Source organism: Sulfurospirillum arsenophilum NBRC 109478, from assembly GCF_000813345.1.
Taxonomy (GTDB): domain Bacteria; phylum Campylobacterota; class Campylobacteria; order Campylobacterales; family Sulfurospirillaceae; genus Sulfurospirillum; species Sulfurospirillum arsenophilum.
Genome location: NZ_BBQF01000003.1, coordinates 276,180 through 299,455, shown reverse-complemented (window position 1 = coordinate 299,455; position 23,276 = coordinate 276,180). Strand labels below are relative to the sequence as shown.

Here is a 23,276-nt window from a genome sequence, read left to right as displayed (position 1 = left end):
TGCTATAATATCTATAAAAAAGAGAACACTTACCAATGAAAAAATTCATACTATTTTTTTCTGTTCTTCTTTTACTGAGTCAATCCTCTCTCTTTGCCCACGATAAAAAAATCCTCATCATCAACTCCTATCATAAAGGCTTCCAATGGAGCGATGACGTCCTTGCTGGTATGGAAGAGGTCTTTTACAATCATCCAGAAATTACAACGAATATTCTGTACATGGACTCCAAACGCGTGAGTTCTGAAGAGTACTACGCAAAACTAAGAGAGCTTTATAAACTCCAACTCAAAAATCAAAAATACGATCTTATCGTTGCTGTTGATAAATTTGCCTATGATTTTCTCATCAAATATTACCATGAACTTTTTACCGATGAGACTATTTTATTTACAGGACTGGAGCAATTTAACCCTGAAGATGTACAAAAAGAGGGGTTAGATGACCGTATTTATGGCATTTTAGAAAAACGTGCTATTCCTGAAACAATTCCCATGATCTCACATATGATGCCAAATCTTAAAAAACTCTACATCGTCAATGATGCCAGTGCCAATGGTGATGACAGTGAGCCTTTTATTCGAGAAGCGATGCAAGAACACAACGATAAATTTGAAATCGAATATATCCGCTCTTCCACGCTTGAAGAACTAGATGAACTCTTTTCCAAGCCAAATAAAGATGAGGCAGTCTTTTTTATCCGTTTTTACAATGATAAATATGGCAATCTTTATAAAAACAGTCAAATCGCTTCCATGATTCAAAAAAGCGCTTTGCCTGTTTTTATTACCGATACGCTTTTCATCGGTAAAGGAGGCATTGGTGGTAAACTGATTCCCATTCAAGAAGTAGGCGTTAAAACGGGAAATATGGTCATTGATGTACTGGATAAAAAAATTCCACCTTTACATGTAGAGACATTTATAGAGTATCACTACCAATTCGATGTCCAAAAAATTAAGCAGTTTGAGGTCTACCCCAACGCGAGTGTCAAAGAGTTTGAACTCGTCAATGCCCCTCTTACTTTTTTTGATAAGCACCGAAAATTCATTGATGCTGTTTTTTTGATCTCTCCTTTTTTACTCTTTCTTATTTTAGGGCTTATCCACAATATCTATATGCGTATACGCAGCGAAAAAGAACTCAAAGCGATTGAGCTTCAAAAAAACAAACATCAGCAGTTCATCATTCAACAATCTAAACTCGCTGAAATTGGTGAAATTTTCTCATCCATCGCACACCAATGGAAAAACCCACTGGTTGAGATCGCCACCATTACGCAAGAGCATTTTTATAGCTTTGAGAATGTCGAGAATGAGCAAAACAACCAATATGTACATGATATTATGGTACAAGTACAGTATATGACCGACACCATCAATGACTTTCAAAAGTTTATTATGCCTTCTACGACTAAAACGGTTTTTGATGTAAGTGATGCGATTGAGACGATGATGAAAATCATCAACCATAACATCAAATACAACTATATTGATGTGAAAATTGATGTCAGCCATGCAACCAATCTGATGGTGAGTGGCTATAAAAATGAATTTATGCAAACGCTGCTGAACATTGTCAACAATGCCAAAGAGCAAATTAAAGAAGCGAGAGATGCAAAACAGATTAAACGTGGCTTGATCAATATTCTTATTTACAATCATGCAAAAAATGTTATTATAGAGATTCATGATAATGCAGGCGGCATTCCAATTGAATGTATACCTAACATTTTTGACGCCTACTTTACGACCAAAGAGCATGGACATGGCATTGGTCTTTATATGTCTAAACTTATCATTGAAGATAAAATGGGCGGAAAAATTCAAGCGCACAATGCCAACGATGGTGCTTGTTTTACTATCACACTAGGAAATATAACATGAAAATATTGGTTCTTGAAGATAACGAACGCTTAGCCAATGTCATTAAAAGTGTCCTCATTAAAGAGGGCTATCAGGTCGATCTGTTTATGGATGGTGAAAAAGCACTCGATGCGCTTAATCATGGCTACCACTGCTTTATTTTAGATATTAATGTCCCGTCCATCGATGGACTCTCTATCCTTGAGACGATTCGTATCTACCACAAAGAGATTCCTGCCATCATCATCAGCTCCAACCATGATCTGGAAAAAATCCAAGCCTCTTATGAGATCGGCTGTGATGACTACCTCAAAAAGCCTTTCTTCATCTACGAATTGGTACAAAAAGTGAAAAAACTCTGCCATAAGCCTTCTTCTACGATCGCTTTGTGGATTGGCTATACCTATGACTATGTCAACCACCGTTTGTTTGATCCGAATATGGAAGAGATCAAACTGGCTAAAAAAGAGGGAATGTTTTTAGACCTTTTTATCAAAGATCGTCACCGAGTTATCACCTTTAGCGAACTCGAAGAGTATGTCTGGGAAGGCGAAGAAACAAGTGTTTTAAATATGCGAGCATTGATTAAGCGTTTGCGTAAAAAGCTTCCTGAAGGCGCTATAGAGATGATTAAAGAAGTAGGTTATCGCTTAGGGGAACTCTAGTCTTAAGAAGGGTCGCGATAGTAAAGCTTTGTTTTGTCTTTTTGGTACGAACTGTAAAGTTTTTGAAACTCTTTAAAAACTTTTGCGGAGTAAGGGTTATCATTGATCTTGCCATTGTAAGCATTGATGGCATCTTTGTTGTTTTTATGCTTCGCAAAACAGGTCGCTAAGATGTAAGCTCCGACTTGAATATTGATCTTTGGCTCAAAAAGATCGTACAACGAGATATTGGCTTTATCTAAAAGAGGCTTGTGAATCGAGTTAATCTGCATGATGCCCATGTCAAAACGCGGATAATTGTTGGTGTAAAGAAAATGCACTACGTGGCTGGCTTCATACTTGTTTTTACTCTTGATCGCAATGACTTGGGAGTACTGTTTACTCTCAATCCCTTTTTGCTTCAAAAACACACTGAGATCTTGCGCTTGTTTTGGGGTCATTTTACTCGCTGTGAAGGCTACGATGTAACGATCAAGATCACTTTCTACTTTGGCAATGGAGTACAAAAGGCGCGGCTCAATGCCATAAATTTGCCCTACTTTCACCCAAATATTTTCACCTTGATTTGCCTGTGCTGCCCAGATAAAAAGAGGAAAAAATAACATCATAGCCAAACGAAATACCATGTAAATCCTCCTTTAATGAACTCGTTCTCATTATAAAGGAAGCTAACTTTATTCTCTATAAAGCATATCTTGGTTAGAATAATTCTCCTTTTGCGGGGGGTATGTGACTCTGGTGTGCACCACGGCCTTCAAAGCCGATTGGGTGGGCGGTTGACCGTCTGCTGGTAGGTTCGATTCCTACACCCTCTCGCCAAATTCTTTCTTTTTTCTCTCAAATATCATCATTCCTTTAATATCGTTTCTGAGCTTGCCTCACCATTCTACGACCCAATAAATGAAAAGGAATGCCTAACCCCAGAACAGAAACGCTTTGTATGATGATCTGAACAAGTAAAGCAGGATTGGTTATGACGTTCCATAGCCCAGTGAAAGAAAAATCGATGTGCATACCCACCAAAAAAAATGCCATTGAATAGAAAAAGAAACCCACTGCGATTAAACAGTATCCGTAAAATGTTTTCATTGGCTAAACTCCTGTGTAATAAATAATTACAATACCCTATTTATCACGCAATTTTCTTAAAGATGGTGTTAAAATTCGAGGCTATTTATTAGAGTTTATTACTCGTTAAAAGTGAGTTTACCATCGGATGTAACAAGGTTTCACCACGAAGAGCAAAGCGTTGTACTTCTTTAAAGTAGTAATCAGATATTCCATAAAGGTGGTATTCATAAGCTCCAAAGCCGTACCCCATGGGAGTAATCTCAACACGTGAATACCACGCATTTTGCGCCAAAACGTAGCGATTGGTATCTTGCGCGTAGACCCACACAACGATCGCATCTCTGTTTTTTTGACGTCCTAGCCATAAGAGTACATTGCCGATGTCATTAAAAAAATAGGTATCTCCATTGGGTAAAATCGCTTGAGCGGAATTGAATAGATCAACGATAGGCACGCGACTCTCACTGCAGATGTATTTTTCCAAAACAATCTCCAAAGGCTCTTTTTGAACATTGCCATGACGTACCAACACACGCGTTTCGCTGATATCCATCGTGACAATCAGCAGGGCTAAAACACCTAAAAGCAACGCGGTGGCAAAGGAGGATTTTATCATAGAAACACTCCTGTCATCAGGTAATAACGTACCACGTAAAAACTACAGATCAGCGCTGTGATAGTGAGGAAAAATGAAGAGTATTTGAGCAGATAGACGTATGATTTTTGCGTAATGCGCTCGATCAAAAAAGGTATGATCCCAAAGAAGATGCCTAAAAAGAGCGAACCCCAAATGAAGTAACCGATGTAATAATACTCCTTTTGAAGCATGCAGTACGGACACTTGTGGTTGGGCATTTCGTAGACGTAAAGCCCGAAAAAATAAGTGATGGCATAGTAAGCGATGAACAAGAAAAGCAGATTACATGTAAAGCTTGCCATCGTCTGTTTGAGGTAGTTTAGAAGTAAAATCGCACCAAAGAGAATGTAAAAGAAGAGGACTAAAAGTGTTTGGGTATAACCAAAAGGAAGCTTTGGTGCTTGAAATACTACCGTACAGCAAAAGACTGGAACGGTGAGCGGAATGTTGGAAAAGTAGAGAAGTTCGAGTACAAATTCGCCTAAAACACCGATAAAAAGCAAGGTAAAAAGAAGGTATTTGCGTTTTAAATAGGGAAAGGTGATGGAAGCAAGGTCGAGTTTATTGACAATTAGCCAGAGTCCAAATCCAAAAATCAGCAGTAATTTTAACAGCAACAGTGCATTGCCATAATGATTTGCACCCACAACGCCCGCCGAACACATGGCACCTGGTACGATGCCCGCTAAGGAATTGAGCGATTGGATAAAAAAGAGGAACAAAATCACTTTACATGTAAGCGTAAAATAGAGAATCGTATTGACCAGATAGTTCTTTTTCTCCAGCGCATACTGCAAGGGTGTGGTCGCATCAAAATCCCAATGGCGTAAAATACTCACGATGTTCATCTGCGAAATCGCCATCAACACAATGAGAATTAGCTCAATCAGTAAAAAAACAATGATCTCATTGGATAAAAAGATACTCATTGCAAAAGCTCACCATCGCGCATCTGTACGCATCTGTCAATGCACGCTAGATCATCAAACAGCGTGTCGTGCGTGGCAATGATGACTGTTTTATGCAGTAGCTTAAATTTTTTCAAAATCTCGATGAAAATTAAAGCGTTCTCTTTGTCCAAATTTGCCGTTGGCTCATCGGCTAAGATGATAGAGGGCTCCATAACCACAGAGCGTGCAATCGCGCAACGTTGCCTCTCACCACCGCTTAAACTGCCCACGTTTTGATCTTTCTTATGCTCAATGTTGGCAAGTTGCATCGCCAGACTCACTTTTTCGTGGATCGCCTCTTTGCCTAGCTTCGTCAAAGCCAAGGGCGCTAAAATGTTTTGATAGACACTGAGCCCTTCTAGAAGATTGAACGACTGAAAGATGAAGCCTATCTCTGTGTGACGAAAAGAAGAGCTCATGATATCGGGCAGTTTGGCAATATTTTGCGCATTGACCAAAATCTCGCCCGAACTGGGTTTACTCAGCCCTCCGATGAGTGAAAGAAGTGTACTTTTACCACTGCCACTCACCCCTTTTAAGATTACGATTTCACCATCTTCGACACTTAAATTGATATTTTTAAGCGCGTAAAAAGCGTTGGGTTTACCCGAATTGTAAAGCTTGTTCAGATTTTGAATGACTATTTTACTCATGATTTCACCGCCTCGCTCATGTCGCTGATCGCGATCTTCCACGCGGGTAAAATGACAAACGCTAAGAACGGAATGACGCCAAAAAGGAAGATCAAAAAGAGCAGATTGAGATCTACCACTGGAGTAAGGCAGATGCTATTTTCAAGCTCATTGCCTAAGAAAATGTTGCGAAGATACGGCGCATTGAAGACAAAAACGTATATGTACGCGAATGCTACACCTAAGAGATAAGCACTCACCGACACCACACTGTTTTGAATCAATTTAAGCGCAATGATATCTTTGATGCAAAAGCCAAGGCTTCGCAAAATTGCAATCTCTTTTTTCTTTTCGCCATAGACCAAGCTGATCTGATTTTTAAGCAGAATAAAAAACGAGACCAATGCAATCACGTAAAGAATCATAAAAATGCCACCTTTGTAGTAGTACACATGGCGTACAGCTCCTATGGCATCGGCTTGGGAAGTCGCTTTGGCACTGGGGTAAATCTCTACGATTTTGAGTGTAACCTGCCCCACTTCGTTAGGATTTGGCACAGAAACATAGAGCTTTGAGTACTCATCCATCTCCATGCCTAAAACGGCACGCGCGGTGTTGGGGTTAAGATAGATCGCATCGTTGGAGATAATGTTCGTCCCCTTGGGAGCGATTTTGTTAATTTTAACATTGATCATGCGCTCTTCAGTGAGGAAGTGAAACTCATCATTATAGTAAAGCTCCGCCATCGCTTTTTGCACACCCTGACCTATGAGCATCTCATCTTTTGTCAAGCTTGGATCACCGATGATGTGAAACCAAAGACGTTTTTGCGCAAAGTGATGGTACCCATCGACCACGCCTTCCACACCGCTCACACCCGTAATTTTGGAGATGTCGTACACATACCCTTCGTGCATCTGATAGGCTCGTCCGGCTCTGGTATTTTCAACGACAATAGAGGGCTGAGCTTTAATACTTTGAATCAAATCGTACTGCAATGAGTCGGAGATAAAAAGAACCGAACTTAAAATGAAGACGATAAACGAGAAAATAAGAAAGCTAAAAAGATGGTCGTTTCGATCTTTAAAGAGCAGTAAAATCGCATACTCGACAAAGTTTTTATGGAGCATAGACGAACCTTTGATATGCGTTGGAAGAAAAGCTCAAAGAGGGCTTGACATCTTTTACATGTAAAGAAAGAGCGTCGATCTCTTCAGCTTTTTTTTGACTGGAAAAACTCAGCGCATGCACCACCAACACAAGATAAAGAACGGAAAATGAGGCGGCAAGCAAGGCTAAAAATTTCATAGGTTTTTGACCATCGCTTCGGTGATTTCATCAAAAGCAAGCACTTTTTGCCCATTATGATCGCGTGTAAAATTTTGAGCCTCTTCTTGCGTTGCAAACGGAATAAGCTCACTGCCCATCGGCCCATACACATTCGCACCTAGAACATAAAAAGCTTTTTGCGCTGGCAGTTTTGAAAGTTTGTAATAATCACTCACAAAGAGCTTCTCCGCACTGATTTTTTGAGAAAAAGAGTACTTCATCATATCTTTGACACCATCAAAATAGAACTTTTTCTCCCCATCCACCATCGCAACCCATTGCGGGTATTTGGCGACGAACATACCGCACACCGGACATTTTGCGTCTTTTGGCACTTCGATTTTAGCAGAAGGTGCACTTAAGCTAGGTTTGACAAAATCTTTAGGGAAATCCTCCGCCGCAACCGCATACGCCGCTTCAAAATTCATCACTTTGCCACCATTATCAGAGACGAAAACAAGTGCATCTTTTTCTGTTCCAAACGCATAACTACTGGTACGCGACATCGTACCTCGAACCTTACTTCCAACGACATAGAATGCTTTTTTGACATCAATCAGCTCGAGTGTGATCGTATCAACCACTTTGGCACCCTCAGGAATCACACCCTGTGTTCCTTCATAAAGGCAATGAATGGAGCAGTACTGATGGTTTTCATGCGTGTGACTCGTTTTGTAAAACTTCACCAAGTGCATCCCACAATTAGGGCATGCGTACTTCTCTTTACCTGATTGTATCAGTGTGGCATTGGCTTCTGGAACGCTTTGGAACATTTCGGCACTAGAGAAATTCCATAAACTCACTATTATAAAAAGTGCTCGTAAAAACATTCTTTATCCTTTTACATGTAACACTTTATTTGGTAATTGTCTCTAAAAGCGAGACGTTTTCACAACCCTCTTTCAACCCTTTATCGCAACTGCTTTTGAAAAGCTCTTTGGCTTTGGTGTTGTCAGCACCAACACCTTTTCCCTCTGCGTATAAAATGCCAAGGTTGTTGCAACTCTTTTCAAACCCACTTTTGCACGCTTTGTCGTAAAATTGGCTTGATTTTTTATAATCCTGCGCAACCCCTTTGCCGACGGCATATAAAAACCCTAGATTGTCACAGCCAATGGCAAGATCGCCATCGCACGCTTTTTGGTAGTATTCACTCGCTTTTTTATAATCTTGAGCAATCCCACGTCCCTCAGCATGAAGATACCCTAGATTATTACAGCCCATTAAGTCCTCATTTTTACACGCTTTTTTATAAAACTCTGCCGCTTTGGTGTAGTCTTGCGTCACGCCTGCGCCATTAGCATACAAAAGCCCTAGGTTGGTACACCCTTCATCTTGCGAGCAAGATTTTTCGTAAAACTCTTTCGCTTTGGCAAAATCTTGTTTTACCTCAGTGCCCCCTGCGTACAAAAGACCCAAATTATGGCAAGCTGAGGCAAAATCAGCACTGCATGCTTTCTCGTACAATTTGACCGATTTAGCGAGATCTTTAGCAACGTTACCCGTGCCCTCTGCATAAAGCACACCCAAGTTATAACATCCAGAAGCTTTGCCTTCATTGCACGCTTTGTCGTAAATCTCAACCAATTTCTGATGATCACCACTCTCTTTGGCATCCATGCCCTCTTTGATAAAACCAGCCTGTGCCATAACCGCACAGGCTATTAAAATGAGGAGTTCTTTTTTCATTGTTTTTCCTTTTTAATAAGACTAAATCGTTTTAACATCTCTTCCCTTGTACGCTAAGGCACACAGACCAAACACGCACACAAGTGTGTAATAGACAAAGCTAGGAACAGCAGGACTTTCCCCTGTTGCGGCGTATGAGTGCATGCCTGTGAGATAAAAATTGACCCCAAAATAGGTCATCATAATCGAGCTGTACCCTAAAAGTGAGGCGATTGAGAAGACGTACACCGAGTTTAATTTAGGGATAAACCGAAGGTGTAAGATGAGTGCATAAACGATGATGGAGACAAACGACCATGTCTCTTTAGGGTCCCAACCCCAGTAACGTCCCCACGACTCATTCGCCCAGATGCCTCCAAAAAAGTTACCAATGGTGAGCATACACAGCCCGATAATAAGGCTTATTTCGTTGATCGCGACCAAATGCCTGATTTGGTCATTCATGAGTGTAGCGTTCTTTTTATTTTTCAGCATCATCAGCACCAACGCCATAAGACCAAGCAGTGCACCCATACCCAAAAAGCCGTAACTTGCCGTAATAACCGAAACATGAATACTCAGCCAGTACGATTTTAAGACAGGAACGAGATTGGTAATCTGTGGATTAACAAAACTCATGTGTGCCACCAACATCACAATGGCAGCAAGAATGGCTGCGGCGGCTAAAGAGAGAATGGATTTGCGAAAGACCATAATACCCGCAAAACCAGCAGACCAACCAATGTAAACCATTGACTCGTACGAATCACTCCAAGGCGCATGCCCTGAGATGTACCACCTAAGGGCTAATCCAAAACTGTGTACGATAAACCCTGCGATAAAAAGAGACAAAACACCTTTTTCAAGGCTTAGGTAGCGTTTACATGTAAAGATGGAAAAGACCGCGAGAACGAATGCACCAAACCCAAGTAAGAAGTAAAATCCAACGAGTTTTTGAAACAACCCCATGTGATTGTAAAGCACTTCAGCCCGCACGCGTGTCTCGCTTGGCATGATCTCAGCGCTTAGGATGCGTTGATTCTCTTTAAGGTCGGAAAGTGCTTTGTTGGCGTTTTCCCAGTGGTTGTTTGAAACACCCTCTTGAAGCGCTACAAAGTATTCGTTGAGTGTACTTTTAACTTCACGACTCACCATTGGATGGTTAAATGCATCGTTGGGAGTGATCCACGTGTGCGTTGCATCGTTTGGAATCGGAATAAATTTAAAAAAGACTCCTTTGAGCGTGAGGTACGCGATGTTGAGTTTTTCATCGAATTTAATCACATCATTATCAAAGGTATCGCGTTTGGACCCAGCTTTTTGATTGGCGGCACTGACTTGTTTTGCCAGTTTGTAGTAGCCCTCGTTATCGAACATGGAAGCGAAACTCACATACTCGGTTTCAGGTGCTAAACCTAACACTTTTTTAATGCTCGCGTTGGAGAGTTTAATGATAGGAAGTTCCTGCCAAAGCGCAGCATTGGAGCTCATACCCAAGATCATTTGCTCAGGAGTCAGACCAAATAGGGAACTTTTTCCAGCTATTTTATGAACAATTTCAACGGCTTCGGTACTAATAGGCTTGATACGCCCAGCATAATCTTGCACCAATAAAGCACTAAATGCACCATTGGCATGCTCATAAGAGTTCTTACGAAACAACTCAAGTGAGTCTGGCGTGTCCGCTTTTAACGGTAAGGTTGTACTAAACATTAATGGTAAAATAAGTGCTAAAGCGCTTTTTTGCAAAAAGGCTCGAAGTTTTAAAAACCTGCTTCCTTTGGTAAAAAAGTTGCCCACAAAGCCAACACACAGTAGAAAATACCCAAAATAAGTTGGCCATTTGCCAGGATCTTTGTTCACTTCCAAAATCGTTCCTTTCTCGTCTGTATCATAGGAAGATTGAAAAAAGGTGTACCCTTTATAATGCAAAGGGTGGTTCATAAAAATGCGGTATGGCAAGGCTCGCTCTTCAGCCTTGTCAAGAACTTCGATCTCACTGGCGTACGAAGAAGGACTTTTAGAGCCGGGGTAGCGTTCTAATTCAAAACGAAGCAGTTTAAACGAAAATGGCAATTCAACCACTTTTGAACCCCATGAGAGGGCTATTTCAACATCATCAAAACGAAGCAAAGTTGGTGGCTCAATCCAGCCAGCACCACCTTCTATTTTAACCGTTTTTATTTTAGTATCGTAGGTTGCTTCCACCATCAATGAACTTAGCTCGCCTTTGGAGCCTGCGCGAAAGCTTTTGTAGTTTACATGTAAGAGTTTTCCATCGATCATTTCGCTATACGAAAAGGCGTTATTGCCAAGTTGTGCTAACGCAAGTGGGTATTCAAACAGCTCTTTTTCGGTTCTAATTTGAAAATAAGGCTGAACACTGAGCATCTCATTTTCGCTTAACCCTTCCCTGATGTGAATCACTCCCTCATATCCAAAGTAACGCGTAAGCGCTGCGCCGATAAGAATCGCTACAAAAGCTAAGTGAAGAACAAAAGCACCAAACTTTTTCCACATCTTATTTTTGTAAACAATGCCGATCAAAGAGAGGGTGAGCAGAAGCATCACCCCTTCGTACCAGATAGCATCGTATATCAACACTTTAGCGCTCTGCGTGTCATAAGCACTCTCGATAAATGTCGCCACACCTGCACCCAAACCCAAAACAAACAACATGAAGAGGATAAACGGATACGAAAAAAAATGCTTTCCTAAAAGGGATAGGTACTTCATGTTAAACCTTTAAAATCAAATCTAAATGTCTTAAATACTAAACGTTTGCCCTGCGTAAATAATGAACATTCTAAGGCATAACACGCCTAAAACACTCGCCATTCCAGAGAGGTAAAAAGCCATGTGAGAATGCGCCACATGTTTCCCCAATGCAAAATTAAGCACCAAAGGAAGCCCAAAACCAACACCCATCACACCAAACCAAAAAAGGTTCGCATAAACACCACTTTGAAATGCAACGGTAGTGGTTTGTTGAAACTCATTACCGACTAAAAGTGAGACAAACAACATCGCAATGAGCATAATCTCAACTGCCATAATTGGCCATTCGATGACATGCAAGGTTTTTAGATCAGATGAATGGGTATCTTCTTTAAACAGATACGAAGCCACCATGCTCGCAGACGCTGTTCCTGCTGAAAGTCCTGAGACGACAAAAAGAGCAGGTAAAATGGCAGTATTTAAAATCGGAAAACGCACCAAAACAGAGATCAAAAAGCCAGTATAAGCACAAATAACCACGGCAAATACAACGCTTAGCACTTCGATCATCGGGCGGATTTTTTTCAAAAGCACCATGACCATCTCAAAATAGCCCAACAGTTGACTCTTTTTTGCCAACACGACAGAGATCTCTTTTTCAAATAGGTAAAAACACATAATAAGTGACAATGGAATATAGATCGAAATTGCCATAACACCGATCGACATAACCGAAGTGAAGTTATAATGGATGAGAATTTTCCAAAAATAGAGTGGTTTTTCCAAATCACCCACCAAAAAGACCATACCCAATGCAATGGTGACAAACGAAACCAAAGAGGCAGCCTTCAAAAGAGGCGTATCCACCTGTTGTTTTTTATAAAAACGTACCAACAAAGCGACAATCAGCGCACCGCCTGAAATGCCTGCGAGCAGAAGATAAACCGCGATTGGCCAGCCCCACTCAACGCCATGTGAAAACCCGTATGTATAATTAATGGCACCATTCATATCACACCCCCACCTTGACAACAGGTATGTAGCGCAGACTCGGCTTCGTTCCATACGTTGGTTTCATACGCACATGATCTTTTACATGTAAGATCTGATTGATATAAGCGTTTTCATCGTTCAAATCACCAAAAACGAGCGCTTTGTATTTACACGACTCTACGCATGCTGGCTCTTTACCTTTGGCTAAATTGGTATTCAGACAAAAGTTACAATTCTCAGCCGCTTTGGTTTTGTGATTGATAAAACGAACATCGTACGGACAGGCGACGATGCAGTACTTACAAGCGATACAATCATCAGGATTCATGGTAACAATACCCGTTTTAACATCTCTATGACACGCTTTGCTCGGACATACCGCAACACACGGTGCATCTTCACACTGCTGGCACGAAACACGCACATACTTCTTATCCATCGGCGTTGATGGATCGGTTTTGTTCTCAACATAAAGGCGTACTTGACCTTCTGGCACTTCATTGACTTTTCGACACGCTACTTCACAATCGGTACATCCAACACATTTGTTTTGATCGAAAATCATCCCATAGTGCGGTTTTTTCTCCGCTTTTCCTGTTCCCAATGCAACACTGTAACCCGCAGTGCCCAAGCTTACAGAACCAAGACCTAAAACTTTTAGAAAAGCTCTTCTTTTCCCGTCATTTTCCATCTTCTCCTCCAATTCGTGTAGATGAATAAGCTAAACCTATAGTTTCTTTTTCTCAAGACCACTATGTGCTTGCTTCATTTCCTCATCGCTCAGTGGTTTTGCACTATTGGCAAGTTCCCCTGGCTTTAACACTTTGACTAACTCAACTTCAAAAATCACTGTTGAACCTGCGGGAATTTCTTGCATTTCCGCATTGCCATACGCTAATTCGCTAGGAATTACCAACTTGTATTTTGAACCCTCAGGCATGAGCATCAAACCCTCTTGCAAACCATCCACGATGTTGATCATGGAAAGATGCGAAGGTGTTTTACGCGCATACGTGTCATCAAACACCGTGCCATTGGTCAAATACGCCTTATAGTTCATCATCACGATGCTCTCTTTTTGCGGTTTTTGACCCGCACCTAGAGTGAGTACTTCGTATTGCAACCCTGATTTGGTTGTTTTGACATTTTTGTTTTTTGCATTGGTTGCAAGGTATTTTTTACCCTCTGCAATGTTTTGATCAAGGGCTTGTTTGAATTTTTCTTGACTCACTTTATTGAGCGTCTCTGCTCGATCATTCAGATATGTAATGATCTCTTCATCTTTAATCTTTTGCTGTTTTTTCAAAGCGTCGATAAAACCATCAATCACCGCATTGATATCCGATTTTGCACCCATTTCAGACTGCTCAAAAAGTTGATTGGAGATATAGCTTCCAGTGGACACACCAATACTGTATGACTCTTTTTGTACTTGTGTTTTTAGCTCACCAGCAGACGCCCCCGAAACCAAACAAATAAATACAAATAATCCTGTTGTGAGTTGTTTACGCATCATCTTCATACCTTTACATGTAAAATGAAGTGAGCTATGAAATGCATAGCTCACTTTAAAATCGCACTACTCGTGCAACACCTATTTCAGATTTTTGTTCACAATTCTTTGTGCTTCATTGATATACTCAATCGAAGCATCAAGTCTTTGTTTGGTGTACTTAAATCCGTGCATTCCCCATGAACCATCTTTTTCAACAAGATCAACCGCTTGTTGCGCTTTTTCGATCAACTCGTACACTCTGGTTTTATCCGATGGTGAGAGTTTTTTAACTTCAAGTAGCGAGTAAAGTCCTTGGATGCCAACTTTAACCTGTGTGAATTTATCTTTCACAGGTGTTTGCCAACCCATAACCTCATCGTATGCTTGTTTTTGATCTTTGAAGTGAAGTGTCTCTTTGAGTTCTGAAACAACAGGACTGTGACACCCTTTTGCCTCTACTTGCTCTTTATCTGCCCATGTTGTACGTGCACATGACCACATAAGATCCACAAAGTTACGTCCCTCATCATTACGCTCAAAATGCCAATCTTTCGCATCTCTTGGGCCGGTTGCAGCTGAACTTGGAACCAAAGATTTACGTTTTGGATCAACATCAATTTTCCAGATGTGTGAACGTCTTTGGGTATCCATACCCGCTTGATCTTGGAACTGAACCGCATACCAGTTTTCACAACTCATCATAAATGGCATATGACATGTTTGGCATGAATTTTTACTGTGCGTATCGGATTTTGACTGGATATACGCTTGCTCTTTATGACAATCCGCACACTCTTTTTTGAGTTTTGGTTTGGTATAGAGTGAGCTTAGGTAACCTTGATTTGCGTTGTAATTGGTACCTTTGAGGTCTTTTTCGCCCGTTACAGGACCTGTTACATCATGAGGATCATGACAGGTTGCACAACGCATCCCTTTTTCATAGTGTGCTGTAAAGTAGGTTTGAGAACCTTCACTACCACAGCCTGGTCCCATGGATTTGAATTTTGAACTGAGTGCGAGATCTGGTTTACCCATATTTGCTGGATTTTTCGCAAGATCTGGACTGTAGTTAAAGCGTTGGTGACAACGTTCACAATTCGAAGTAAGAAGACCAGAGCCTCCTTCTAAGTGACCGCCTGCGCCATGACACTCTTCACATGAAACACCTTTAGAGATGGTGTGTTTTTGAAGCTCTTTCGCATTACCGAGTGCTGAGTAGAACTCATTTTGGTTTTTAAAATCAAACTTCCAAGGGTGACACACTTCACAGTAAGAAGAACCTGCTTGGAAATCCATTGATTTTTTATATTTAGCTGCATACGAAGCCAAACCTCTTACATAACCACCGTTATCACCGTAATCTGCTAACGTTACAGGAAAATCAGGAATCCATTTTTTGATTTTTTTTGCAACTTCAGGGGTGAGGTTAAGCGCCCATGTTCTTTGCCATTGGTTTGCACCTGCTGTAATTTGACCCGTACCATTTTTAAGAAGTCCGCCTTCTACATGGTAGGTTCCACGAAGTAACCATGCATCCAAAAAGCCTAATTTTGTTCTAACATGTCCTATAGTACAATAGATAACATCAGGGGTAATTCCTTTAGGAAGAATTGACGCTGTATCTTTGTCAAAAACAGGATCAGTCAAGTTGTTGTTAAACTCTGGATGTTCTCCTGGAAACCTGATTGTTGTTGAGTGTCGCGATCTGCCCCAAGTCTCATATTGTGCAGGGTGACACTCACCGCATTTTTCTGGCCCAATGAATTTGTTTGGAAACGTAAGTGTTGAAGTTCTTGCAACCCTATACATCATTGAACTTACACCTTCGCCGCCACTTCGTTTACTCGCTTTAGAAAAGTCTTTACCATGACCTTCAGCTATAAACTCTTTCCCGCGATCTGCAACATGCATTTCACCAACCGTTTTACCACCGTACTTGGTAAAAATAGGATGATTTTTAAAGAGCCAGTCATACATTACTTGCTCTTCGACAATATAGTCTTGCAATGAAGTAACGCCCCTGCTCTCCTTAGTACCCTTCGGATTAGCAATGATCCCTCTTGCATCCTTACTCATTTGCATCCCCTCCATGCCCTCAGCGTTTAAGCCGATGGAAAAGAGATTGATACACATGAATAAACCAAGTAACACTTTGTCCCAATTTTTCATGTTTCCTCCTTTGAAAAATTGAATCTCACAGCATCAAACACCTTTTCATAACCATGAAAAAACGTCAATGATGTAAAGATCAACCAGCACGAATGCCTCATTGGAAATACTATCAGGAAAAAAGGGGAGAAATGGGGGAAGTATTAAATTAGTGTTAAATATAAAAACTAAAATATAATTGTAAAAATAACGCCTTCATCTGAATTTTCAACACGCAACGTCGCACCGTTTTTTTCGATAATCATCTGACTCATATAAAGCCCGAGTCCACTACTGGATTCTTTCGTTGTAAAGTAGGGGTTGAATATCTTTTCAATGATTGTCTCATCAATACGACCCGCGTTGTTTTCAAGGGTAATGACAGGGATACCATTTTGTAAAAATGCTGTAATTTGAATGTAGCGCTCATTAACATGATGCGCTAAAAATGCCTCTTTGGCATTATTGATGATGTTAATAAGGACTTGTACAATCTCATTGGAGTGCCCTGAACGCGTAAAATTATTTTGAATGTCAATGCGAACATCAATCGCATATTTTTCGAGTGATGCACTGAGCAATTTTTTAGCCTGATGCACCACTTCATACGCCGTAAACTCTTTTTTATCGGTGTTCGGCATAAAGAAATTTTTGAAATCATCAATGGTATGGGACATAAAAGCTAGCTGTTCATTTGCCTCTTTAATTTTCGTGGTTACCTTCTCTTTGGTGAGTTTATCTTTGTCGCTGTGAAGTTCCAAATTGATCAAAATAGCCCCAACTTGCGCCAGAGGTTGCCGCCATTGATGCGAAATATTGCCTATCATCTCGCCCATCGATGCCAAACGGTTTTGACTCATCATCAGCATCGTGGTTTTTTCTTTGAGACGTTGTTCGTTTCTGTAAATTTTATAGATAAACAAAATAAAAACAACAAACACAATAAACATTACCGTTCCACCCACCACAAACTCTTTAATGTGATAGGTTAAGATGCTGTAGACTGGAATTTTAAACGATATCATCGCTATGACATCGCCCACTTTACTCTGAAAATCAGGAATCGTATGGTACTGTTCCACCATGCGTTTTGGGGCACTGTTCGTGGTATGGCACTGTAAACACGATGGATGTGAATTGTGAATAGGCAGTCCTACAAAAAAGTAGGGTTTGTTGTTTTCTTGAATAATTTGGGAATATTCTTGGTATTTCCCCTCTTTAAAATCATCCAAAATCTCATTTTCAAAGCTATTACCCTCATGCTCAGGATTCAATGGGTTTGTTGCAATAAGCTTATAATCGTAATTGATGTTCTTTTTAGCCCGTTGAATATTGTAAATTTCACGTGTAATGTACGAAGATGAGAGCAACTTAGGATCAAAAAAATCCTCTGCCAGCATTTTTTTGGCTTTGAGCTCTTCAATCAAGGGTCGTTGCACGTTAGAGACGTAATCGCGAATCGCATTCATGGTATCTAAGATAAAAATAGCCTCTTGTTTGGCATCTTTCATCGCAAGTTCACGGTAAAAATTAAAAAAGAGCAGTGTAATCACCGCGTAGAGAATGACAAAAAGCGCTACGATAACTTTGAAGCTATATTTCACACACGTACCCTACGCCGTATAAATTTTTAATGAAATTGTTATCGATTTTTTTGCGAAGCTCTTTCACAATCGATTTTAAAGCCTCTTTACTCGGCTGTTCAAACTCCCACATGTAATCAAAAAGTTGCTCATACGTAATGGTTTGATTGGGACGTTTTAAGAAGTATTCTAAAAGCCTGCTTTCACTTTTGGAGAGATGAACAAGTTCTCTCTCTTCGTGGCAAATGGTTTTTTTACAAAAGTCATATTTACATGTAAGGGTTATTTGAAGCATTGGGGTATGCCCAATCAACTCTAATGCCACATCTTCTAACGCTTTAATGAGGGTATTTTTGTCATAAGGTTTGACCAAATAACGCGTGATCTTAAGCTCAACAGCACGCCACAAGTACTCTTGTTCTGTGTGAGCAGAGAGAATAATAATAGGAATTTTTTTATCAAACTCACGAATTTTTTTCACCACTTCAAGTCCATCCATATGAGGAATGGAAATGTCTAGCATGATCACATCGTACAGATTACTCATTGCTTCATCCAGCGCTTCAATGCCGTCCCTGACACCCACAACTTTGCCAAAAAAAAGTTCCAAAGACTCCATAATATTGTTTAAAATACACGCTTCATCTTCAACACAAAGTACTTTTTTATTGGATAGGACATCTAAAAGATTGCATTCGTTCATATTGTTGTAACCCTATTTTCGTATTTATCGACTAGAAGAATAGAATAACGCATCGAAGCTTATAAAATAATTTTCTAAGTAATTCATAAGGTTTGTGGACTACTAAATATAGCAATAATTCACACGCCTTATATGTAAAACGTAAATTATTCAACCTAAATCCAAATGCAACACAAATATAACAATCGGATTTTATAATGGTTCTAAATGAAGACAAAGGAGTCTAAGATGCCATCCCTTACCTTAGCCTGTTCCCAAGCAACCTGTAAACATAAACGTCAAAATCTTGATCGCCTCTCTTATGAGGCATTATCTGTACAGCTAGAACAATGTGAAAAGTGTGAAAATGGACTCTTTAAACTCAACCTTGTTGCAGCAAAAACGCATCAAATCATTGCACTCTATTGGGCGCAAATGCACAATGGAATGACAGGCAAAGCGATCGGAAGCCGATCTTAATACTTGAGTATCTTTTTTCTTTTACATGTAAAAATATGATGCTCTTAATCCGAGCCATTTTCTTGCTTTTCTGCGCCACTTCTGATGATGTCGGCACCATACTTATCGCGTAGTTTGGTGAGCTTTTCAGACAAACGTTTTGACTTTTCATCCTCTTTGGCATACAAAAGCGAAAAGGTTTTGGTTTGAGTGGGTGTGATAAAATTTGAAAGCGCAAGCCCAAGATGAAGAATCCCATAATGAGGATGGGTATCAAGCGATGAAACCGTCTCTATCACCCACTCGCGGTATACTCCCTCACTGAACGAACGATCAAGCGTTTGAGAGATTTTAGAAGAGATGCCATTTTCATAGCGTATATACACATAATAGGTACTCGGATGCAAATCCAACTTGGCAATCGTATAGGAGAGATGCCGTGAAAGAATGATAGCACGGCGCAACACTTCCTCTCGGTTATGAATGACATGAAAATTGCGTGAAATACCGATAGAGCGACGATCTCGCTTGGTGACTACAGCTTCGTTATCAACCCCACTGATGCGAGCGATGAGATCTTTTCCGATGGTTCCCCAAGCCGAAACCAATTTACGATGCTCCAACACTTCGCCCAAGGTTGCAATGCCATAGCTTTTAAATTTTTGTTGCAACACTCTGCCGATACCGGGGAAACTTTCAATCGGCATAAGAGAGACAAAAGAGGCGATCTTCTCTTTGGGAACAAGCGTGAGCCCGTAAGGCTTGTTAAAATCCGTCGCAAGCTTTGCGATCCACTTCGAACTTGAAGCGCCAATGGAGATGGGCAGATCAAACGTTTCTAAAATCTCTTGTTGCAAAGATGCCACAAAGTCATAAGTCGCTTCTTCTTTGACCCAGCCTTTGAGATCACCCCAAAACTCATCAATGCTGTACTGCTCTAAGATGGGAATTTTCGTCTGTAAAAAGGCCTTGAGTTTGGTGGAAAGCAGTTGGTAAAAGAGATGATCGCTGGGTACAATAAGCAGTTTGGGGCACATCGCCAGTGCATCACGAAGCGAAGTGCCTGTTTTGATGCCATATTTTTTGGCCTCGTAACTTTTAGCAATGACGATGCCATGTACCCTGCCTTTTTCATCTAGAAACTCATTCTTCCATGCGTTTTTATCAAACCCATTGAACTCTTTTTTATGCTGCAGCAACCCGTTAAAACCACCCACCGATTCTGTCATCATGCTCTCGCTGTCTTGCGTACTGAAGATTTTGTTATCGCCACTTTTGCACACAACCACGGGATGACCTCGAAGCTCTGGTATTCTCGTACGCTCAGCCGAGACAAAAAAACAGTCCAAATCCAGATGAATAATCACTCAAAACCTTTTTACATGTAAAGATAAAAGCAGTATAGCTCTATTAAAAAAAAGGCTTTAAAAGTATTTCGTGCTGAAATATGCCTCTTTTTTTTCTGTTCATGTTTCATTTACTATAGGTTAACAACACGTTTAATCTATTCTTCTATACTTTCATTACCAAGACAATTACCTCCTTTTTGTGTAGAACTCAATCACTTTAAAAGATGCACTCAGATTGCCCGGTCTGAGTGCTTATCTTTGCCCTCTCACTTATTTTCTTTCCCAACTTCATCTCTACCGTAACCAAAAAAATGCTTATTTCAAGTACAATACCACACTTAAAATTATCGAGGATCTAAATCATGCGCGCAATAGGCAATTTTTTATGGTTCATTCTAGGCGGAGTCTTTATGGGACTATGCTGGTGGATCGTGGGAGTATTTGCATTCCTAACCATCATTGGTATCCCTTGGGCAAAAGCCTGTTTTGTTATAGGGCAATTTACCTTTTTCCCTTTTGGCAAAGAGGCCATCAGTCGAAAAGAGCTTTCACGTAAAGAAGATATTGGAACAAGCATTTTAGGTCTGATTGGCAATGTCCTTTGGTTCTTTTTTGCAGGCATTTGGTTGGCTTTTGGACACATCATCTCCGCTATTGTTTGTTTTGCTTCGATTATCGGGATTCCATTTGGCATTCAGCACCTTAAGCTTGCCGCCATTTCACTTTTTCCCATTGGTCAAACCATTGTCGACAAAGAAGTGGCAGCTGCAGCGCGCAAATACAATGCGGAGCAAGCTGTAGCCACGATGCATCAAAACAGCTAAGAAGGGTACATGGAAGAGTTATTGATATCATGGATGAGAGAATATGGTTATGTCATACTCTTTTTCTGGAGTATTTTAGAGGGAGAAAGCGGTCTGGTTATGGCTGGACTTTTTACGCACACGGGTGACATGAATCTAGCAACCGCAATTATCGTCGCAGGACTGGGTGGTTTTGCAGGCGATCAGCTCTATTTTTACATTGGTAGGTTCAATAAAAGTTATGTGCATCGCAAACTCAGACACCAACGAAGAAAATTAGCACTGGCACATCTCCTTCTTAAAAAACACGGTTGGCCGATTATTTTTATGCAACGTTATCTTTATGGGCTTAGAACCGTTATTCCTATCTCCATTGGACTGACAGGCTATAGCGCTAAAAAATTTGCACTCATCAATCTATGCTCTGCATTATGCTGGAGCAGTGTTATTATTATTCCTGTGTGGTACTTTGGAAATGAAATTTTGGGCGTTATCAAGTGGGCAAAAGAGCACTGGTATTTTGCTTTACCTTTTATAGCCACGCTCATTGCTGTGGCGTATTATTACATCAATGCCTTGAGCGACAAAACGCTCAAAGCAAAAGTACGTCCTCTTTAGCATTTTTTTTGCTAAAATACGCGCGATTTCTTAAGATCATTAAAAAGGAAAGCCGATGGAAAGCAATGCTATTGAAGAACATTTAAAACAAGTCGAAGAAGCACTCGAAGAGGTTAAACACAAAGAAGAAGAAACGGAAGGATGGCTTTCGTATATTTCGCTCAGTACTGCTATTATAGCGATTGTAACGGCACTTGTTGGCTTGTATGAATCGCAAATAACATCGAAAACGATTCTGAGCAAAAACGAAGCGGTACTGTACCAAAGTCAAGCATCAGATCAGTGGAACTATTTCCAAGCCAAAAGTGTAAAAGCGCATATTTACACGGTCAATGCTGAGATTTATCCTGATAAAGCGGAAGATTTCAAGAAGAAAGTGGCCGTTTATAAAAAAGAACAAGAAGAGATTAAAGCCGAAGCGGAGCGCATTGAAGCACTGAAAGAAAAACGCAATCACGAGAGTGACCACTACTATCACATCCATCATATTCTCAGTTTTGCGATTACATTCTTACAGATTTCCATTGCACTGGCATCGATTTCAGCCTTAACACGCAATAAAAAGTTTTGGTTAGGCTCGTTAGTACTCAGCAGCATTGGTGCCATTATTGCAGGATACTGCCTTGTCCTTTAAAAACGTTTTTCGCTCAGCTCTTTTTCTCTTTATTTTCGTATGCCATACTGCCCTCATCGGGGCAGAGCAGTATGGGGCTATCGAGATAGGGGGAAAAGGTGTCAAAGCATATGTGATCGAAAGAGACCAAAATCTTACCAAAATCAGCTACCGAAACGCTCTTAACACCTCTCCACAAAGTGGAATAACAGAGCATCAGATAATGTCGTCAGAGATGATCAAGCAGGTTACCTCTGACATTGCTGTGCTTAAAAAAACACTTATGAGCGAACAAAAGATACCTGAACAAAACATCTTCATTATCGCAAGCAGTGCCATCAACAAAATCAAAAACAGACCTGAACTTGAAACCAAAGTCAAAAATACGACCCATCTCAAACTTCATTTTATCAATGAAAAAGAGGAGAGTACTTTTGCTTTTTATGGCTCAGTTCCTAAAGAGCAATGGCTTAACGCGTCGATGATAGACATCGGTGGAGGGAACACGAAAATTGCTTGGATCGATGCCCACAATGCAATAGATTTTTTTGAAATTCCACTAGGGACGGTTTCAACAACGCAACATGCTGATTTACTTGACGCGAACAGCTCTTTTGAGGAAAAATGCTCGACTGTCATCAAACAAGAGTTGCACTCCATTAAGAATTTTGAGACTAAAGAGATGCTTTATGCTAGTGGTGGCATTTTTTGGGCAACCGCTTATTTGAAAACCAATGGTCATTTAGAGTCATTTGTTGCATTGGAGAAAGCAGATTTTGAGAACCTCATCGCCCTTTTCTCACACGAAGAGAGCAAAGAGTGTACAGACGCTACGGCGCAGTGTTTTTTACTGGGTTATTATGGCGCTAAAAATTTAGTTGCTGGCGCATTATTAGCAAAAGAGACAATCGATACGATGCAATTTTTTGATCGAAAAATCTATTTTGCAAAAGATGGAGCATGGGTTATTGGTTGGCTTTTGATACACGCCAACTAGT

23 protein-coding genes and 1 tRNA gene are annotated in these 23,276 nt (G+C 40.5%); 8 read left to right on the top strand and 16 right to left on the bottom strand.

The genetic code is table 11. The annotated features are described in order from the left end of the window. Nucleotides 1-35 precede the first annotated feature (35 nt). Together SAR02S_RS09160 and SAR02S_RS09155 are read left to right on the top strand one after the other, a co-directional pair. Complete coding sequence (locus SAR02S_RS09160) at nt 36-1,886, top strand: sensor histidine kinase (RefSeq protein ID WP_041959010.1); 1,851 nt, start codon at nt 36-38, stop codon at nt 1,884-1,886. Beyond that, nucleotides 1,883-2,530: a response regulator transcription factor gene (locus tag SAR02S_RS09155; RefSeq protein ID WP_041959008.1), complete on the top strand. Its 648-nt coding sequence runs from the start codon at nt 1,883-1,885 to the stop codon at nt 2,528-2,530. Before SAR02S_RS09160 ends, SAR02S_RS09155 begins: the two co-directional genes overlap by 4 nt. A gap of 2 nt (nt 2,531-2,532) precedes the next feature. Here SAR02S_RS09155 and SAR02S_RS09150 read toward each other — a convergent pair whose 3' ends face one another. Further along, nucleotides 2,533-3,156 (bottom strand): lytic transglycosylase domain-containing protein, encoded by a 624-nt coding sequence (locus tag SAR02S_RS09150; protein ID WP_041959006.1) that lies wholly within the window; start codon nt 3,154-3,156, stop codon nt 2,533-2,535. Between the two features lie 94 nt (nt 3,157-3,250). On the opposite strand from SAR02S_RS09150, the gene SAR02S_RS13445 reads away from it, so the two are divergent. Next, nucleotides 3,251-3,349: transfer RNA gene (locus SAR02S_RS13445), tRNA-Sec, on the top strand. Nucleotides 3,350-3,707: 358 nt separating this feature from the next. Here SAR02S_RS13445 and SAR02S_RS09140 read toward each other — a convergent pair. The 14 genes from SAR02S_RS09140 to SAR02S_RS09075 form a co-directional block, all read right to left on the bottom strand. Continuing rightward, on the bottom strand, nt 3,708-4,217 hold the full coding sequence (locus SAR02S_RS09140) for a hypothetical protein (protein WP_041959002.1): 510 nt from the start codon (nt 4,215-4,217) through the stop codon (nt 3,708-3,710). Then, nucleotides 4,214-5,167, bottom strand: a complete 954-nt coding sequence (locus SAR02S_RS09135; RefSeq protein ID WP_041958999.1) for a hypothetical protein — start codon at nt 5,165-5,167, stop codon at nt 4,214-4,216. The genes SAR02S_RS09140 and SAR02S_RS09135 overlap by 4 nt, the downstream gene beginning before the upstream one ends. Beyond that, nucleotides 5,164-5,841, bottom strand: coding sequence for an ABC transporter ATP-binding protein (locus SAR02S_RS09130; protein ID WP_041958998.1), 678 nt, complete (start codon nt 5,839-5,841; stop codon nt 5,164-5,166). The genes SAR02S_RS09135 and SAR02S_RS09130 overlap by 4 nt, the downstream gene beginning before the upstream one ends. Then, a complete protein-coding gene (locus SAR02S_RS09125) occupies nt 5,838-6,950 on the bottom strand; it encodes an ABC transporter permease (protein ID WP_041958996.1) in 1,113 nt (370 codons plus the stop codon). The genes SAR02S_RS09130 and SAR02S_RS09125 overlap by 4 nt, the downstream gene beginning before the upstream one ends. After that, the gene (locus tag SAR02S_RS09120) at nt 6,940-7,128 is read right to left on the bottom strand and encodes a hypothetical protein (RefSeq protein WP_041958994.1); all 189 of its coding nucleotides are present in this window, start codon (nt 7,126-7,128) and stop codon (nt 6,940-6,942) included. Before SAR02S_RS09120 ends, SAR02S_RS09125 begins: the two co-directional genes overlap by 11 nt. After that, nucleotides 7,125-7,979 carry a nitrous oxide reductase accessory protein NosL gene (locus SAR02S_RS09115; protein ID WP_041958992.1) on the bottom strand — a complete coding sequence of 285 codons (855 nt, stop codon included), beginning with the start codon at nt 7,977-7,979 and terminating at the stop codon, nt 7,125-7,127. The genes SAR02S_RS09120 and SAR02S_RS09115 overlap by 4 nt, the downstream gene beginning before the upstream one ends. Before the next feature lie 25 nt (nt 7,980-8,004). Then, nucleotides 8,005-8,838, bottom strand: coding sequence for an SEL1-like repeat protein (locus tag SAR02S_RS09110; RefSeq protein ID WP_041958990.1), 834 nt, complete (start codon nt 8,836-8,838; stop codon nt 8,005-8,007). Nucleotides 8,839-8,859: 21 nt separating this feature from the next. Then, the gene (gene ccsA / locus SAR02S_RS09105) at nt 8,860-11,553 is read right to left on the bottom strand and encodes a cytochrome c biogenesis protein CcsA (protein WP_041958988.1); all 2,694 of its coding nucleotides are present in this window, start codon (nt 11,551-11,553) and stop codon (nt 8,860-8,862) included. Between the two features lie 30 nt (nt 11,554-11,583). After that, a complete protein-coding gene (gene nrfD, locus SAR02S_RS09100) occupies nt 11,584-12,546 on the bottom strand; it encodes an NrfD/PsrC family molybdoenzyme membrane anchor subunit (RefSeq protein ID WP_041958986.1) in 963 nt (320 codons plus the stop codon). A gap of 1 nt (nt 12,547) precedes the next feature. Continuing rightward, nucleotides 12,548-13,219 carry a 4Fe-4S dicluster domain-containing protein gene (locus SAR02S_RS09095; RefSeq protein ID WP_084218482.1) on the bottom strand — a complete coding sequence of 224 codons (672 nt, stop codon included), beginning with the start codon at nt 13,217-13,219 and terminating at the stop codon, nt 12,548-12,550. Nucleotides 13,220-13,255: 36 nt separating this feature from the next. Continuing rightward, nucleotides 13,256-14,041, bottom strand: a complete 786-nt coding sequence (locus SAR02S_RS09090; protein WP_041959431.1) for an FKBP-type peptidyl-prolyl cis-trans isomerase — start codon at nt 14,039-14,041, stop codon at nt 13,256-13,258. An 81-nt stretch (nt 14,042-14,122) separates the two neighbouring features. Continuing rightward, a complete protein-coding gene (locus SAR02S_RS09085; RefSeq protein ID WP_041958982.1) occupies nt 14,123-16,192 on the bottom strand; it encodes a cytochrome c in 2,070 nt (689 codons plus the stop codon). Between the two features lie 167 nt (nt 16,193-16,359). After that, a complete protein-coding gene (locus tag SAR02S_RS09080) occupies nt 16,360-17,775 on the bottom strand; it encodes an ATP-binding protein (protein ID WP_041958980.1) in 1,416 nt (471 codons plus the stop codon). Next, nucleotides 17,765-18,457: a response regulator transcription factor gene (locus SAR02S_RS09075; protein ID WP_041958978.1), complete on the bottom strand. Its 693-nt coding sequence runs from the start codon at nt 18,455-18,457 to the stop codon at nt 17,765-17,767. The genes SAR02S_RS09080 and SAR02S_RS09075 overlap by 11 nt, the downstream gene beginning before the upstream one ends. Before the next feature lie 228 nt (nt 18,458-18,685). On the opposite strand from SAR02S_RS09075, the gene SAR02S_RS09070 reads away from it, so the two are divergent. Continuing rightward, nucleotides 18,686-18,916, top strand: coding sequence for a hypothetical protein (locus SAR02S_RS09070; protein ID WP_041958976.1), 231 nt, complete (start codon nt 18,686-18,688; stop codon nt 18,914-18,916). Nucleotides 18,917-18,960: 44 nt separating this feature from the next. Here SAR02S_RS09070 and SAR02S_RS09065 read toward each other — a convergent pair whose 3' ends face one another. Further along, nucleotides 18,961-20,262, bottom strand: coding sequence for a DNA polymerase Y family protein (locus SAR02S_RS09065; RefSeq protein WP_041958974.1), 1,302 nt, complete (start codon nt 20,260-20,262; stop codon nt 18,961-18,963). Between the two features lie 344 nt (nt 20,263-20,606). Between SAR02S_RS09065 and SAR02S_RS09060 the strand changes: the two genes are divergently transcribed. From SAR02S_RS09060 to SAR02S_RS09045, 4 genes are read left to right on the top strand one after another with little or no spacing between them, the layout of a single operon-like run. Then, nucleotides 20,607-21,068: a YccF domain-containing protein gene (locus tag SAR02S_RS09060; RefSeq protein ID WP_041958972.1), complete on the top strand. Its 462-nt coding sequence runs from the start codon at nt 20,607-20,609 to the stop codon at nt 21,066-21,068. Nucleotides 21,069-21,077: 9 nt separating this feature from the next. Continuing rightward, nucleotides 21,078-21,665 (top strand): DedA family protein, encoded by a 588-nt coding sequence (locus tag SAR02S_RS09055; RefSeq protein ID WP_041958969.1) that lies wholly within the window; start codon nt 21,078-21,080, stop codon nt 21,663-21,665. Nucleotides 21,666-21,720: 55 nt separating this feature from the next. Then, nucleotides 21,721-22,299, top strand: a complete 579-nt coding sequence (locus SAR02S_RS09050; protein WP_041958967.1) for a DUF4337 domain-containing protein — start codon at nt 21,721-21,723, stop codon at nt 22,297-22,299. Then, nucleotides 22,289-23,275: a Ppx/GppA phosphatase family protein gene (locus tag SAR02S_RS09045; RefSeq protein WP_041958965.1), complete on the top strand. Its 987-nt coding sequence runs from the start codon at nt 22,289-22,291 to the stop codon at nt 23,273-23,275. Before SAR02S_RS09050 ends, SAR02S_RS09045 begins: the two co-directional genes overlap by 11 nt. Nucleotide 23,276: the final 1 nt, after the last annotated feature.